Below are 17381 nucleotides of genomic sequence, written 5' to 3'. Positions count from 1 at the left end.
TCATATGATAAAGCATTGGTTATCAGCATCTTATAGCATTCAGGTATTAATTCGCACTGTATAATAAAAGCAAAAGCATACCTTTCAGCGTGTAAAAGGTATGCTTTTATAACATAAAATGACATGTTTTGCAGTGTCAAAAGGCTTGTTTTATAGTCAAAAGTCAATGGTTTTCATCTCAAAACTCACCTTTCAGGCTGCTAAAAACCATAGATTTTGAATGTTTTTAGGCCAATGACAGCCATCTGAATCGCTATTTCGCGATTTTAAAATGTCATGACTTTTTACTCGATAAAATGTCATGTTGCCAAACGAGTTTTCTGTTTTATCACTTCACATCCACGCTTATACGCTTCAGATCCTTGTCAGCGCTCGATGTTCCGACCATGATGTCATACCTGCCCGGCACCACTCTCATGGCATTACTCTGAGCATCCCAGCCCTCAAAAGCTTCACGCGGAAAATCTATTTCTACGGTCTTCGTCTCGCCTGCCTTCAGCTCAACACGCGCAAATCCGCGCAATGTTTTCAGCGGTCCTTCTGCATCTGCCGTGTTGCGCATATATGCCTGCACGATTTCAACTCCGTCACGACGGCCGGTATTGCCAACCTTCACCTTTATCTTGCCGGTTGAGGCGTCATAAGACGGCTCGCCTACAGTGAATGTCGTATAGCTTAATCCGTATCCAAAGGGGAACAGCGGTTCGCCCTTAAAATAGCGGTAGGTGCGGTTTGACATATTGTAATCGTCAAACGGAGGCAGCTGACTGTCGTTCTTATAGAATGTAACAGGAAGCTTGCCGCCGGGATTGTAATCGCCAAACAGAACATCTGCCACAGCCGTACCGCCCTGCTCACCTGGATACCATGCCTGCAGAATTGCATCACATGTCTCGAGTTCTGGTGTAAGCGCAACCGCACTGCCGCTGCAATTGACCAGCACAACCTTCTTGCCTGCATCATGAAGAGCCTTAATAAGTTCGCGCTGAACTAAGGGAAGTTCAATGCTGGTACGGTCGCCATTGTCAAATCCCGGCTCCGTAACCTTAGCCTCCTCACGCTCCAGATTGGGCGATATACCGCCAACGAACACAACAGTGGATGCATCACCAACAGACTTGAGCACACCGGGAACTGTGAGTGTCTGCATTCTTGATACGTCAAAATTCAGCGAAGCACCGTTGCCAAACTGGATATAGTCGAGCTGCACAGAATAGTTGGCGCCGGCCTTAACCTTAATACGGCGCTCATTAAGCCTCACCTCGTTCTTATTATTTCTGTTTACCAAAGTGTCTCCGTTGACAATAAGGCGTATGCGTCCGTCATTCAGATATCTCACACACAGAGTCTCAGTCTTGTCAGCCGTAAAGTTTCCGTTAAACCTGACAGAAAAATCTTTCAGCTCCACTCCCGGAGCAAATACGGTGTTGCCGCCGGTGTCAAACTGAGGATGGCTCGAATAATTGCCCTCATAAACAGGCTGTCCGTCCATATCGGTGTTATTCCAGAACTTTGCTGTCATTCCGGCCTTGCCGTCAAGTCCTGTCATGCGTCCAAAAATGCTCTCACTCTCGGTCATTGACGTTATGTCGCATCCCTTGACATATCTTACGCCAGAGCCAAGCTTGTTGCGCATTCCCTCAAGCACCGTGATGGTGTGTGTAGGCTGACCGTAATATATGCCCCACATCATTGTCGAATCGGCAGCATTAGGTCCCATAACTACAATATCAGAAGCGTCCTTTGCCAACGGCAGAGTGTTGTTCTTGTTATGCAGCAGCACCATCTGCTCGCGTGCCATGTCGAGCGCCAGCTTCTTGTGGGCCTTGCTAGCTATAACACTTTCAGGAATGCGTGTCCACTCAACAAGTGAGTCAGGGTCAAAGTCGCCTAGTTCAAAACGCGCCTCAAGCAGCCGTTCTACACTTGTATTTATCTGTTGCTCCGTTATGGCTCCGGCCTTTACGGCATCAGGCAGAGCCTTATAGCTGTTTCCGCATTCGAGGTCTGTGCCGCTTATAACGGCTTTGGCTGAGGCTGAAGCAGCATCGGGTGAAACTTCATGGCAGCCAGGAGTCCAAAAATCACTGATGGCGCCGCAGTCGCTCACCACAAGCCCCTTGAATCCCCATTCGTCACGAAGAATCTGCCTAAGCAGCCTGTTGCTGCCACAGCATGGCTCTCCCTCAAAACGCTGATATGCACACATAACTTCCTTTACGCCTCCCTTCTGCACAAGCGCCTTGAATGCCGGCAAATAAGTCTCCCACAAATCACGTGGCGACAGGTTTTCGATGTCGAAATGATGGCGCGTCTTCTCAGGACCGCTATGTACGGCAAAATGCTTTGCGCAGGCATAAAGCTTCATATACTTATGTCCGGCCGGTCCCTGCAGGCCACGCACCACGGCAAGTCCCATACGCGTGTTCATATACGGGTCCTCACCATAAGTTTCCTGCCCGCGTCCCCATCTCGGATCACGGAAAATGTTTACGTTTGGAGTCCAGAACGAAAGACCCTGATAACGGCCCACGCTGCCCTTCTTTCTCTGTGCCGTATTCTTTGCACGTGCCTCATCGCTCACCGCCGTATATATACGCTCGAGCAACACATCGTCGAAAGACGCAGCCATTCCGATACATGAAGGGAACACCGTGCAATAGCCGTTGCGTCCGACGCCATGAAGGGCTTCGCTCCACCATGCAAAGCCGGGTATGCCTAGTCGGGGGATTGCCTCTGACTGATCGAGCATCAGCTTGGCTTTCTCATCAAGCGTCAACCTTGAACATAAATCAGCAGCACGTTCCTTTGCGGAAAGATTAGGATTCTGGTAAGGAAGAGTCTGAGCACCAGAAACAACAGAACAAAAGACAGCCGCTACAACAAATAGATTTCGCTTTTTCATCGTTTTCTTGGTATTATAGATTTTAAACAGTTTACAAGAACTCAAAAAGACTTTAAATAAAGTCACGATTTATCACATATGCAAAGATACTTAAAACCAAAGAAAAGTAAAAATATCACAAAATGTTTTTTATATGGTTCATCTGTTTATATACAAAACAAAATGCAAATGAACCAAAACAGGGAACAAAGCCTAATCAACAGGCTTCTAGTCAGTCATCATAATCAAGCCAAAATGGTGCTTTATATTAAGCGGATTATTGTCTGCTAATCCAAAATCAGTCTGAATAATTCTGACAAAACAGAAAATAAGAACTTCCTACAAACGCTTTTTAAAACAAAAAGGCAGAAGCCATTATGATAATGACTTCTGCCTTAATAATTATTTTATCTGCTGTTTAAACATTCTATTTAACAACAAACTTCTTGCCGTTACGGATATATATTCCGGGCTGCAATGAACCTTTCATTTCTACACCCTGCAGATTATATATCTTTCCTGCATTCTTTTCATCAGTATTGATTTCAGAGATGCCGGTTGGAGTTGTTGTTGTGAGAGAAAGTTTCCATACACACTGCTTGCCGGCTGCCTTAAACGTAAGTGTGCCTTCGGCAGGTGAAACAAGTTCTATATCATAAGACTTATACACCGGAGTTGTGCCTATTTTTGCCGGGAACACATAGTCAGTCTCTGAATATTCCATGCCGTTAAGCTCTGCAAGATAGCTGTCACCGTCAGCATAGTTGTCGTATCCATAGATGCCTACTTTTGTAACCTTCTTGCCTGAAGGAATGTTCACTGTAAACTGCACTCCGCTTGAATACTTGACACAGCCCTGCTCGCCTTTCGAATAGCCTTTACCACCATCATTAGAAATGCTGAAACCGTTGTTGAAAATCCATAAAGCAGAATTTCCAGAATCAGAATTAAGATATGTATCTGATGAAAGTTCATAAACAACAGTCTCACCATCTGACGGGTCGTTGTCATCATCATAAATCTGATTGCCGCTAAGAAGCGTTCCGCCTTCATTGCCAGCCTCCATTATCTCGGCAACAATACTGTTCATGTATCTCTCAAGATTTGAATATCCGTCAGCTCCTATGGTCTTTCCGTCACTGGCATTATTCTTGTCAAGTCCGTTTGCGTCTTCCCATGCATCAGGCATGCCGTCGCCATCGGTATCTAACGGAGCTGCCTCAGATTTCAGTTCAGGCCATGCGCTCCAATCATCTCCTGCATCAGGGAAAGCCTGCTTCAAGTCGTCCTGGCTGTCAATAATGCCCGGCAACTTGCTTGTTGCACTTGATGTACCTGTGCATGACGCACCGCCATTACGCGTATCGTTTACAACGAGTTCGTCTACCCAGTCTCTGTGCAGTGACGCACCTGCATAGGCAAGCACCCTGTCATAAGCCATCTCAGCCGAATGTGTTGTTACAGCCTCAAACGTCAATGGTTCTGACAAGCGCATCGTGTCGCGGGTCTCCTGTGTGAACGTATTGTCGTTGCCACTGTTGCTTATCTGATTGTAAATACCGTATGTCCAGTTGTCATTAGTAACATCAGAATATTTTGGATTTACATTTCCGTCTACATAAAAGTCGCCCCAGACGTGCCACATTACATCCCATTCATTAGGTTTGTCTGTATCGTGATCTGTGTATTCAGAAGTACGGATGCCGATTCCTGCTATCCTCTTCTGCATATCAGTCTTCCTTGTATTTGTAGCAGGTCCTGGCTTATAATAATTGTTCACAATGTTAACATTCATGCCTTCACCGCCGTAACATCCATTTCCGGCCCAGTTGTATATAACATTGTTGCGCATATCCATACGCTCATCTGTCTGTGTATCAGGGCGCGGGCCAAGGCGCGGAGCGCGTGACTCATGGTGAGCAAGAAGATTGTGGTGATAAGTTGCACCGGAACCACCCCAGTTACCGCCATATCCATGAGCACCCTTTGAATGGCCTGACTCACGAAGACTCTGCGCAGCAATACACCACTGAACTGTTGTGTTCTCGCTTCCGTATACAGACAAGCACTCATCTATGCTCCAGCTTACAGAACAATGGTCGACAATTATATTCTTGTTGTCAGTACCTCCAAGACCATCGCCTTCATGGTCATCTACATATTTGTTTCCAAGTCGGAAACGCAAAAAACGCATAATAACATTATCCGTAGCTATTACAAAAGGATGATCAGCAATGCATATACCGTCACCAGGAGCTGTCTGTCCGGCAATCGTCACGTTACCGTTACGCAGTTTGAGTTCACTCTTCAAATGTATTGTACCAGACACATCAAAAACGATGGTCCTAATTCCACTACGTTCGCACGCCCAACGAAATGATCCTGTACCGCTGTCATTAAGATTGGTTACATGGTATACAGCACCACCTCGTCCACCTGTGGTATAACGTCCAAAACCTTCAGCACCTGGAAAGGCTATCGGCTTATCCTGCGAGTATGCTGTCTGAAAAGAAGACAAGCACAACAATAATGATAATACCTTAAAAATAAAACTTGTTTTATACATAAAATGTAAACAACGAAAAATAGTTTCTTTATTATTAAAACAACGAACTGATAAAGCCCGTGAGATGAGTAAAATAAATTTATCTATAATATTATACCCAACTATGCTAATAAACGAAAATCAAAGAGGAGCAGAAAAGCCCTGCCCCTCTTTGATTTTATGAATGATTATTCTGCTGCGGGCCACCATCTTGGGTCACCAGCACCTGAATTATCTAATGTTCCTGAAATGAAGTGGAAGTCTGCATTTGCCGGATCAACAAACAACTTATCTGATGTGTAATCAAGAATTGTTATGTTGGGGAAGCCCTTAGACTTATAGAAGTCGCTTGCGCAATATGAGTTCACAACTTCAGGTTCAATCTTTGCTCTGATGTTCTTGTTTGTTGCCTCATCCGGAGTCTTACCGAATACGCAGTTAAATACAGAGAACGTCTCAGGACCATAGGTCTTATCGTTGAAATCGATAAAGTACTGACCACTACCGTTGTTGTTATAGAAAGTACAATACTCCATGTAGATTGAGCTCATGTTCACTTTCTCACTATAGATAAAGGTCTTACCCGTAACACAGATATTCCAGAAAGTGCTGTTTGTCATCTTAATGTTGTTAACATATACAGCCTGGTTTCCATTGTCATCAACATGTATGAATGAATATCCTGAGCCAAGATCATGCATCAAGCAGTTATCAATAACCAGATTGTTGATAACCTTAGCCTCGCTGCCCTGCAGGCGGAAGAAAGTATTCTTCATACCAGAAACTTCACAGTCAGTGAATTCAATCTTGTCTACAGTACAAGCCTTGCTCTGGTTAATCAGATAGTTTGCGCCAGAACCGTCATCTACAATCTTCAGATGCTGGAATGTTATGAAGTTATGTGAACCAGCGATGTCAATGCTCTTCAGCAGACGCAATACAGGTGTTTCACCACCACCACGGCCAAAGAAGTTAACAGACATTCCGTCAGGAACTGTAAGTGCACCCGGATCGCTCTGAGTATCATCACCAATAACCTCAATTGTCTTGTCTGCCGGGAATACAATTGTAACGCTTACATTACCAGAACCTGTTGCAGCCTGAGCTTTTGACAGGATTTCATCCATAAGAGCCTGGTTGAATCTTTCAATGTCAGCATCAAGATACTCTGTATAACTTGCAGCAGGAGGTGCAGCAGAAGTTGTAACAGTCTGTGTACCACGCTTAGCCTCACCATTATATATTATAAAGGTGTAAGTTGTCAGAGGAGTCAGACCTGTAAACGTATGAGTTTGTTCTGCCTTATCTGTTTCAGTCAACACATAGTCAGTTGTGTCTGTGCCCTGAACAACCAGGATGTTTGTTACAGAATCAGCCGGTGCATTCCAGCGTAATGTAACCTCAGAATCTGTATAGTCATCAGCCAGCACCTCATCAAAGATCTGCTCTGCCTGAGTTTTAAAAGATTCACCTTCTTTATAATAAACCCACTTAGACTCTGCCTTTGTATCAGACATTGTCTTTATTCGCATATAATACTTAGAATCACCGTCAAGACCTGTCAGAACAACAGGAGACTTTCTGATTTCTTTGTTCAGTCCAAAAACTTTGGCACGCTCACCGCCCATTGCAATTTCGTCATACAAAGAGTCTTTGCTGACCTCGATAACAAAATATAAAGAGTCCTTTGTGGCAGACATTGCCGAGAAAGTAACAGTTGCAGTTGTTGCAGTTGTTTCAACAGTAATGTCGTCCTCTCCAACTCCAAACAATCTGTCAAAAGCACTGTCCAAGCCCCAGTCGTTTCCGTCCGTACAAGAAACCACAGAGAGACCTAAAAACATTATCAGTATTGAACTGAAAAATTTATTAATAGTTTTCATCCTTTTTTAATTTACTGTAAATTAATAACCGTATGAGTTACTTAAGTATCCCTGTGAGTCAGAGATTGTTGTCAAACTTATAGGCATCAAATAACGATTCTTAACTGCAACACCTGCATCCATCGAATTTACATCATTGCCAACAAGTCCGCTACATATAGAAGGAAGGTTTGTATTTACCTGAGTATCTGTTCCTGATTCAAGATCAGCCTTTCCGAACCAGTCGCAGCTGTCTTGATAATCTGCCTCATTAACTTCCTCGACAGGTGTATACCATGTCACAGAAGAGAAATCGATACGACTCTTTGAGTCATCTGTATAGTTGAAGAACACTTTTTCAGGATATGTTCCATCAGCAAGCTGACGCAGATATGTCTGCTTAAACTCATAAATCTTCTGAACAAGCAGGTTCCAACGAATCAGATCATATTTGCGGAAGCCTTCACCTGCAAACTCCCATGCATTCTCCTGTACGATACCATCGTTGAAGAATCCTTCCTTATCTGACGGAAGAGAAGCCACATAAGCCTGAGCTTCAGCCTTATGCTCGTCATCGTAAGCACGCTCATGTACGAGAGCCAAAGCCTGACGGGCTGTCAAGCCAGCATTATCAGGATATGTTGCATCAGGACCTCCAGCCAATTCGTTCATACACTCTGCATAGAAAAGCAGTACATTAGAATAACGCATCTTAACAGGATTGATACCAGTCATGTGCTTTGAGTCAATCTTCTGGTTGTCAGAAAGCCATGTTTCAGACATCCATCTCGGATTCCATTTTCCTACATAAAGTCCAAATGGAGCATTCTTAAGCATCTTTTCAACAGCCTGCTCAGCTCTATTGTCGCTACCGCTTGTAGTAGTGATTTCATAAGGAGCAACAGTTACGTCACGGCGTGTATCGTTCTGCTTATAAGAATAGAAGAAAGGAGCTGTCAACTTAACTTTACCGCTAGAGTTACCATTACCAAATGTAGCATTATCCTTTGTGATACGCACACCAATTGTATAACCAAGCTCACTTGTAACGTTATATTTCATAGGTATCTCGAACAAGTTCTCCTGATATGTCAAATCCAATGTCTGCTGATTGATAAGATACCACTCATTTTCGAACGAAGGATTCAACTGGTGCTTGCCAGATACGATAACGGCTGTAAGATGCTTCAACGCTTTCTCATAGAGAGCCTTACGCTCCTCTGCACCAGGACGCTGTGTCGGATACACAGGATCTGAATAACTAGCTGTCTCATATCCGTCCTTAGCCTTCTCACGTATAGCATAGCCTGCACGTGTCATCGCTATCTGTGCCAACAGGGCGTGAGCATAGCCTTTTGTTACATGCTCTGTGGTATATCCGTTCTCACCTGCCCAAGGCAAAAGTTTTGTAGCTTCATCAAGGTCAACCATCAATGTGTCCATAATAACATCACGGTCAGTCTTGGCCATGAACGCATTGCTCAAATCAGGCTGAGATGTTTCGAGTTTCATAGGAATATCACCCCAGTAACGCAACATGTCAAAATATACCATAGCTCTGATAGTCAAAGCTTCACCGAGATAACGGCCCATTTCCTGGTATGAATCATTGCCTTCAACAAAAAGTGGGCTCTGACGAATGCCTTCAATAATATCATTAGCATCCTCAATGATTCCATACATTGCAGTCCACTCATCTGTAAGAGTGCTCCATCCTGTAGAAACATTATAGTTTCCGGCACCACGGTTACCTGCTTCATAAGCACCGTTTCCGAGACCGTCTACAAGCTCGATATCACTGTTTATATTGGTTGTAATACTCCAATCCTGTGAATAAGTACGGTCTTGGCCCATACCACCATAAAGTTTATTCACACGCAAACTTGTGTAATATGTTGAGTTATACACAGTTGTTTGATTCATTTCCGAAGGAGAATTCTGATCCAGGAAATCAGAACAAGATGAAAGTCCCAAAATTCCCGCAGAAAGAATCATCATTGAAAATATCTTTTTCATAATTTCTATATTCTTAAAATTTAGAATGTTACGTTAATACCTCCTACAAATGTACGGCTCTTAGGATATGCCGCATAATCTATACCAGGACACATAGGAGTCTTCTTACTGCTTGTATCAACTTCAGGATCATAGCCATCATATCCTGTGATACAGAAGAGGTTATAACCTGTGAAATAGAGTCTGATATTCTCAATATTCATAGCCTTAACCCACTTCTTAGGAAGTGTATATCCTACTGTAATATTCTGTACGCGCAAGAATGAAGCATCCTCAACTGCATAATCAATAAGGTACATCTTTGAAACACCTGCAGGGTTATACATAACCTTACCCTGGTTGATTTCGTTCAGACGTGCCATAACAGCCTCAGCGCTACCATAAGCAGCAATAGTGTTTGTTGAAGGACGACCTAAGTTAAGACCTGTCTCAGGGTCGATCCATGTATAACGGTTCTCAAGATTGAAGTCTGCAACCAGGTTGTAGTTCTTGCTTGAACCTGCATAGAAAGAGTTTGCAAGTTTTGTACCGTTAACCAACTTGTTGCCAAGAGAATAGTTAAAGAATACGTTGAAGTCAAAGTTACCTATGCGACCGTCAAATCCGAAACCACCTGTCGTAGGAGCAACAGTATTGCCAAGACGCTGCTTTATAGGATCACCATTTTCGTCAACCTGAACTTTAAGAACGCCAGGATAGAGACCGCCAAAGTAAGTATAACTGTTGTCTTTCAGTCCTTCACGCAAAGACCATGTTCCATTTGCATTCAGCACGAGGTCACCTGTGCCTGTGGCAGGATCATAAACGGTATAATAACCATTTGTCTTGTATCCCCAAAGTTCTCCCAGACGACCACCGGCAACAACACGGAAGTCCTCATACTGCTCAAGAGTCTTACCACTCCAACTTGAGCTCTGCCATGGGCTGCCGCTGTTAAGTTCTTCAATCTTGTTGCGGTTGTAAGAAATATTGAAATTAAAGTTCAATCCAAAGTTCTTCTTGTCAACAAGTACAGCGTTGATTGCAAGTTCAACACCCTTGTTTGATGTCTTACCAAAGTTCTGGAACTGAGTTTCATATCCTGTGCTTGAAGGAATTACTGTTTCCATAAGCAGATCCTTTGTTGTATTCCAGTAGAAATCCAAAGTACCGCTGATTCTGTTATTCCAGAAACCGAAGTCAATACCCAAGTTACGTGTTATGGTTGTTTCCCATTTCAAGTCAGGATTATAAAGATATTTACCATGCTCAAGCATTGAACCTGTAACGCCGTTGAACTCGGGAGCCTTTGATGTATTAGAAGCCATTGAATATAAGGGCTCGAGCAATCCTGAATTAATACGGTTGTTACCTGCTGTACCAAAGCTCAGACGAAGCTTCAAGTTAGAGAGCCAGTCAGATGCACCCTTCATGAAGTTCTCTTCTGACATACGCCATGCCAATGCAAGTGAAGGGAACCAGCCCCAACGGTTATTCTTGCCAAACTTACTTGAACCGTCAGCACGGAGAGTGAATGTTGCAAGATATTTGTCAGCCATTGTATAATTAATACGGCCGAAGTATGAAAGGATGTTTTCCTGTGCCTCAATATCGCCTTCGTTTGGAAGAGCTGTACCTGCTGCTGTGTTTGCAAGAACCTCATCGATTGTCATTTCCTCTGGGAATGCAACAGAAACATTTGTACGTGTAATATCACGTGAACTGCTCCACTCCTGACCGATCATTACGTTAATATGATCACGGCCACCGAACAATTTTCTGTTATCGTAAGTAACAGTGTTAGCATTGCGCCAGTTCTTATTCTCCAGTCTTACAAACATAGCCTGCGGCTGTCCGTTATATCCATATTTAGAGTTTGTAACGGCTCTTGCACCCCAAACCTGGTCTGTATCATTATATTTCCAGCCGTAACCGAATTCAGTACGGAATGTAATGTTCTTGAAAGGTTTCCAGTTCAAACCTACATTATAGTTCTGAGAGAAACGCTCCTGATACTTATATGTATCGCTGATACGCTCAACCGGATTGCGTCGTGTATTAGAGCTGTTTTCGCTGTCATCATCAACAGAAACCAAAGCCTCAACAGGATTCCACTTAACAGAGTTTGCTACAGCAGAGTTTGCAGCATTGCTTTCGTTGGTGTCAGCACCACCATTAAGACCTTTGAGCTTTGTGAAAGCCATACGGCCGTTGAAGTCAAGAGTCAACCATTCGTTAAGTGTAGCATTGATTTTTGCGTTAACATTGTTCTTTGCATAACCAGAACCGAGCATGATGCTCTTTTCATCGTTGTGAGAGAAACCTACGTTATACTTGATTTCTTTTGAACCACCGCTAACATTAACATTGTATTGTTTCTGTAAACCTGTACGTCCGAAAAGTTCATCCTGATAGTCACGTCCTTCGATTGACTTCCAGATATCAAGGTCATCATAGTTTCCGTAAGCATCATTACCAAGTTCATACTGATAATATGCATAGTTGTAAGGATCCATTGTCTTGATAAGCTTAGTAACCTTCTTCCATCCCAGAGATGCATTGAAGTTAACCTGAGTCTTACCCTCTTTACCGCTCTTTGTTGTAACGATGATTACACCGTTTGCACCACGCGCACCATAAATAGCAGTAGACGAAGCATCCTTCAATACGTCGATGCTCTGAATTTCGCTGGGTGCGATGTCGCTGATGCTCTCAACAGGGAAGCCGTCTACTATATAAAGAGGTGAGTTGTCCTGAGACAAAGAACCTCCACCACGCACACGAATCTTGATGTCGGCGTCAGGAGAACCTTCTGTTGTTGTGATGTTAACACCGGCCATTTTACCTGTCATAGCCTCACTTACGCTTGAAACAGGAATGTTTGCGATGTCTTCAGCACTAACTGATGCAACAGAACCAGTCAAGTCTCTTTTCTTAACTGTACCATAACCGATAACGACAACGTCATCAAGATTTGTTGCCTCATCTTCAAGTACAACGTTGATGTTTGATTTTCCGGCAGCATTTACAGTCTTAGCCTTCATACCGATGTATGAAAACTGCAACTGTCCGTCGCCGGTTGTTTTAATAGAGAAATTTCCATCAAGATCTGTCACGGCGACATTCTTGGTACCTTTCTCCTGGACAGTCACACCGATGATCGGCTCACCGTTGGTGTCCTTCACATTACCTTTAACTGTTTGTGCAGAAAGACCGCTCACCACAAAAGTGAAAAGCACTAAAAGCACAATTCGAAAAGTTTTCAAATTACCAGACATAAATGTTATTAATTTAATTAAAAATAAAAAATATAAATTCATCTTACGACAAAACCACCATAAAGGGCGCAATTATGGCATGTCCAAAACAGCCAAGCGCCGGACCCTTACGTACTCTATATCGCATAATAAAGGCTCATCAAACAAACATTTACATTGTTATTACCTTGTTTTTTGATATTAGTTTTTATAAGTTTGATAGTTTTGCCTGCAAAGATACGAAAAAAATACATTCCACAAAACAAAATCATTATTTTATACATAAAAAATTTAAATATATAAAACCCATAATTTTATTAACATATATAAATCTTCATGAATACGACTACAACAAAAGATTGTTAATTAGGATGTAGGTAAAAAGGATGTGAAAGTATTAACTTTTCGTATGTTCAAATAATCAACAGATAAAAAGCGACGGACAAAAGGAACAAAATAAATGCAGCATAAAAATACAATGACAGACAGAGACTAATGCATACAAACATTCTAAAATAAAAATGGTGGATACACATTTAAGCGCATCCACCATTACGTCTAAAAGCCTTTAATAACTATCTAATAATTTTGGTTGCTATCTGCTTACCGTCTTTCAACGTTTCTACTTTAATAACAATACCTTTATAAGAGCTGCCAACACGGGCACCCTGCACATTGTAATATGATGTGCGGACAACATCACCACCGGCTACAACAGAATCAGATATACCTGTAGCTGTTGTTGAACCCGGGCCGAAACCTCCACACTCATTAGCAGCACGTACAGAATACTCAGAAGCATTTCCTTCTGTGATGTCATAAGAAGCTGATGTTGTCATTCCGACGAACTCACCATTTCTGAACACGGCATAAGCCAAAGCTCCGTCAACAGCATTCCATGTAAGTTTGTTTCCGTCAGCCTTCAGCACGTCCATGCTCTTCTGAGCTGTATATGTTGCCGGATACCAGTTCCATGATTTAGAGATAGTCTCGAGTGAGTATTCTTCAGCCTGTTCAGCTGTAAGTATTGTTTCATAAGTATTGCTCTTGCTGTCCTTTGTAAATGTACAAACAAGTGAAGCTGGCGAAATAACCTTTCCGCTCTGATCCATAGTGTTATACTCTACAAATTTATCTGCAGGCACGTTCATTCCACCGAGAGTCCATCTGTTTTCGTTAAGACGCTCAGGCTGCAGCAGAGTTGTATTTATGTAAGCACAGCGCGGGGTGTTGTTCCATGCACGGCCGTAGTTAAACTTCTCTGCCTTGCTGTCAATTGTACAACCGCTGAATACATAACCAAACTTGTTTCCCTCTGATGAATTTGTAGAAGGAGCAGTAAGCGTACATTCACCTGAGCCGTCGGCATTGCGGGGTTCTACAGTAAGTGTACAGTTGTTAAAGAACACATCACCCTCACCGCAGATAAAGTCTACCGTTCCGTGAATGTCAGAATTCTCGAAATAGAAGTTTGAGTTGCTGTTTGAATAATATGTGTCCTGATAAGAAAGCATGCGTACATTCTTGCAGACAGTGTGCTTACCCTTGTCCTGGATAACAACGGCACGGCCGGCAAATCCGGGTTTGTAGTAGTCGTAAGCATTCTTCAGGGTAAGATCCTGCAGATAAGTATTTTCACCTGTAATGAGGAATGTTGCAGAAACTCCGATACCTTCCTGCTCAGCCTCGTTTACGATTATTGTGTTATCCATGCTCTGACCGATTACAGAGATATTGTTTCCTGATATAGGTGTAAGCACGGCGTTGCCGAGATCATAAGTTCCGTCCGGCACGAACACATAGGTACGCTTGTCTGAAGAAGAAGCAGCGTTTGCGATTTCAAGAGTTGTAAGGAAGTTACCGCCGTCGTTTGGTTTAACTACATAATAGCCCTGCTCGTTCATCTCAATAGGAGAATCTTCAACATTTGCTATCACGAGTTTGTGCAGATAAATTTCATTGCTTGACTTAAGAGTGACAGTTCCTGCCTGACCTTTATATTCGAGCATAACGCTCTTGCCGTCTGTTGAATCATATCCGGGAGCAGTAGCAACCTCATTGCCTTCTGCATCATAGAGAGTGAGTGTAGCATCCTGCTTGCTGTAACGGCACAGTGTTGCAATAATATAAGCATGACCGCCGACCAACAAGTCTATCTTGCCGTTTGACTCGAGTGTCCATCCGTGTGCAGTATCGTGGAACTGGGCCTTCTCAGCGTTAAACGCCTCATGGTCTTCATCATAGAAATATTCGTCAGTGAGATTGAATGTATAGCGTGCAGATGTGCTTTCTGTCTCTATTTCTGTAACACCTGCATAAAGATTAAGGTCAGAAGTAACGACATCATCTATAGTAAACTTACGTCCACCATCTGCCTCTGCAAACCAGCCGCGGAATTTCTTTCCTTCAGCAACAGTAACCCCTTCATCATCTCTCAATGTAGCGATGCTTGCATCTTTCTCCACTTTCTGTGAATTTTCCAGCACGCTTCCGTCTATATTATAATAGGTAAGGGTGAAGTAAGGCTTGTGAACGAAAGTAATCTTATATGTCATAACGTCCTCGTTGGCCTTCACCTTTATTGTAACGACAGATGTTTCGCCGACAGTTTCGTATGTAACGTCACCGTCAACCTCACCATTGTCGCAAGTTATATCTGTTACAGGATTCTCCAAAGAAGGCAGTGGAGTTGCATTGGGCACCTCGATAGTTGTAGTCAGCACGCCGGCAGATGTCTCTTCGAAGATATCAGCTGCATGGTATGTCTCGTTATTGTAAGAGAAAGTTCCGAGAGACGGAGTAAGCGACATGTCTACATTACCATAAATGTCAAGCTGCAGAAGATATGCATTCTGATTGGTTGTGATATTAGTAAACTTCAGCTGACAGTTTGTTCTGTTGACATCACATGTAACTTCACAGCCGGCAGCCGGATTAGCCACACTTTCCGACAGGATAACCCAGTCGGCATCGCCGTCACCTTTAGCCCAAAGTTTCCAGCCACGATTTCCGCCTGTGGCACCATGTATAAAGTGAACCTTTGTTACAGAAGCAAGTTTTGAAGTAATAATATAAGGATTGTCACTCTTTGCGGCCATCAGCATACCGCCAGTCCAATCAGGGAATTTACCAACATTAAAGTTGCTTGCGCCAATCTGTGTATTGAAGATTGAGAATGATATCTCCTCATGGCTGTACTTGGTATTCCACTTTACAACAGTTTCTTCTTCTTTGGCAGCGGTCTCATAATCTCCCCATTCAGAAAAATTGGTAGAATACAATTCCTTTTCCTGAATGTTTGAGATGAATTTAACCTGAACACTATAAAGATAAGAACCTCCGGTTGCTATTACCTCAACATAGCCTTTCTCCAGATCCTTACTTTTAACATTATAAGTTGTTACATCTGACGTTGCAGCAACTCCGCCCACAGTAAACTTATACTGACCGGGATAAGACTTCACTGTAACAACATCGTTTACAGATTTTACAGGAACCTGCAGGATTGTTCCCTGATTAAACTGTGCATAATTGTTTTTCTCTGCGTTCAATTTGCCGTTTGTGGCGTCTACATGCAGCACAACACCATCAACGTTAGATTTCAGGTCGCCAGTCTTGCCTTCAAAATTCGTACTGGCACAAATGCCTAAAGGACTGTTATGCTCCCAGTCCCACAACGCAGTAACATCATTCTGTGCCTTAGCTACGATTGCAAACAGCGCAAAAAGGCACATGAGGGTCACTTTTTGTAACGATTTTCTCATATTTAAATTAGGTTAGTTAATATATTTTAGTAAATTATTTTTCAATACTTATATAAAGTTCGTTTGTTGCGTGCAAAGATATGAATAAAAAACAAATATACGATAAAAATTAATAAAAATATGGCGACAACTTCATCTTTAATGAAAATGCTGATTAAAACCATTAACACAAAACATGCCAAAAGATAAAATATTTTCGATTTTTATCCCTTAAAAAGCATCTTATTAAAATAAATTATTATCTTTGCAGCGAAACAACAAGCTACGTGGAATAGAATAAAATATTATATCTTTTTTACAAATCAAATTATTAACTAAAAAATTAAGTCTTATGAAAAAAATTTTTACTCTTGTAGCAGCTGCTATGATGGCTGTATGTGCTAATGCGCAAGGAACTTACGCTGTACCTGACGATGGGTCTACACCTGAAGACAACATGGTGATAACAGACGTTGAGAACATCACTGTCACACTCGGAACCGGATTCAAGGAGAACAAAAGCAACACTAACCTTCCTGAATTTGTTGCCTACACACAAGGAAACAGCAATGCTGCTTTCGGAGAAGATGGTATAATTCCTGTTTCTGGAACATACTATGAATTCAAGCCTGCAGTAGACGGCTCACTGAAAGTTGGTGCCGTTATCGGTAACGGTAAAGAGTTCCGTGCAGTATGCGACGGCGCATATATGACACCCGGAACAGACTTCACTCTGGTTAACAAAGACGGCGAAACTGTTGAACTTGCAGAGGACAACACTCTCGCAGAGAAATTCTACGGATATGTAAACTTCGACGTTAAGGCAAACAGCACTTACTATCTTTACATGAAAGGTTCTAAGATGAGTTTCTACGGCTTCATCTTCTCAACAGGCGGATCTACTGGCATCTACGACATAACAAAAGACAACGTTGACGCCAACGCTCCTGTATACAACCTTGCCGGTCAGCGTGTAAGCAAAGAAACAAAAGGCATCCTTATCCAGAACGGCAAAAAATTCATCAATAAGTAAATAATATAGTTTACGTTATAATAAATGAAAGGGACAAAGCTCAAAACGACTTTGTCTCTTTT

At 42.5% G+C, this 17381-nt stretch carries 7 protein-coding genes; 1 reads left to right on the top strand and 6 read right to left on the bottom strand.

What is annotated here, in order from left to right; translation table 11 throughout:
* Positions 1 to 328: 328 nt before the first annotated feature.
* The 6 genes from xyl3A to ACZMIG_RS11070 all read right to left on the bottom strand — a co-directional run bounded on the left by xyl3A (position 329) and on the right by ACZMIG_RS11070 (position 16307).
* Positions 329 to 2905, bottom strand: a complete 2577-nt coding sequence (xyl3A, locus tag ACZMIG_RS11095) for a xylan 1,4-beta-xylosidase (RefSeq protein ID WP_418874448.1) — start codon at positions 2903 to 2905, stop codon at positions 329 to 331.
* Between the two features lie 406 nt (positions 2906 to 3311).
* Positions 3312 to 5450, bottom strand: a complete 2139-nt coding sequence (locus ACZMIG_RS11090) for a pectate lyase family protein (protein WP_370799808.1) — start codon at positions 5448 to 5450, stop codon at positions 3312 to 3314.
* Positions 5451 to 5617: 167 nt separating this feature from the next.
* The gene (locus ACZMIG_RS11085; RefSeq protein ID WP_418874449.1) at positions 5618 to 7312 is read right to left on the bottom strand and encodes a DUF5123 domain-containing protein; all 1695 of its coding nucleotides are present in this window, start codon (positions 7310 to 7312) and stop codon (positions 5618 to 5620) included.
* Between the two features lie 21 nt (positions 7313 to 7333).
* Positions 7334 to 9307, bottom strand: a complete 1974-nt coding sequence (locus ACZMIG_RS11080) for a RagB/SusD family nutrient uptake outer membrane protein (RefSeq protein ID WP_418874450.1) — start codon at positions 9305 to 9307, stop codon at positions 7334 to 7336.
* Between the two features lie 20 nt (positions 9308 to 9327).
* Positions 9328 to 12564 (bottom strand): SusC/RagA family TonB-linked outer membrane protein, encoded by a 3237-nt coding sequence (locus ACZMIG_RS11075; RefSeq protein ID WP_288947846.1) that lies wholly within the window; start codon positions 12562 to 12564, stop codon positions 9328 to 9330.
* A gap of 554 nt (positions 12565 to 13118) precedes the next feature.
* Positions 13119 to 16307: a pectinesterase family protein gene (locus ACZMIG_RS11070; RefSeq protein ID WP_487889550.1), complete on the bottom strand. Its 3189-nt coding sequence runs from the start codon at positions 16305 to 16307 to the stop codon at positions 13119 to 13121.
* Between the two features lie 331 nt (positions 16308 to 16638).
* Here ACZMIG_RS11070 and ACZMIG_RS11065 point away from each other — a divergent pair, with 331 nt between their 5' ends.
* Entirely contained in the window at positions 16639 to 17319 is a 681-nt protein-coding gene (locus tag ACZMIG_RS11065) for a hypothetical protein (protein WP_021853976.1), read from the top strand.
* The last annotated feature ends 62 nt before the right edge of the window (positions 17320 to 17381 follow it).

This window comes from Xylanibacter sp., from assembly GCF_057607445.1.
This window is presented reverse-complemented; position numbering and strand designations above follow the sequence as displayed.

Coding starts and splice junctions, on each gene's coding strand:
- xyl3A (WP_418874448.1), bottom strand. CDS start 2,905: ATGAAAAAGCGAAATCTATTTGTTGTAGCGGCTGTCTTTTGTTCTGTT.
- ACZMIG_RS11090 (WP_370799808.1), bottom strand. CDS start 5,450: ATGTATAAAACAAGTTTTATTTTTAAGGTATTATCATTATTGTTGTGC.
- ACZMIG_RS11085 (WP_418874449.1), bottom strand. CDS start 7,312: ATGAAAACTATTAATAAATTTTTCAGTTCAATACTGATAATGTTTTTA.
- ACZMIG_RS11080 (WP_418874450.1), bottom strand. CDS start 9,307: ATGAAAAAGATATTTTCAATGATGATTCTTTCTGCGGGAATTTTGGGA.
- ACZMIG_RS11075 (WP_288947846.1), bottom strand. CDS start 12,564: ATGTCTGGTAATTTGAAAACTTTTCGAATTGTGCTTTTAGTGCTTTTC.
- ACZMIG_RS11070 (WP_487889550.1), bottom strand. CDS start 16,307: ATGAGAAAATCGTTACAAAAAGTGACCCTCATGTGCCTTTTTGCGCTG.
- ACZMIG_RS11065 (WP_021853976.1), top strand. CDS start 16,639: ATGAAAAAAATTTTTACTCTTGTAGCAGCTGCTATGATGGCTGTATGT.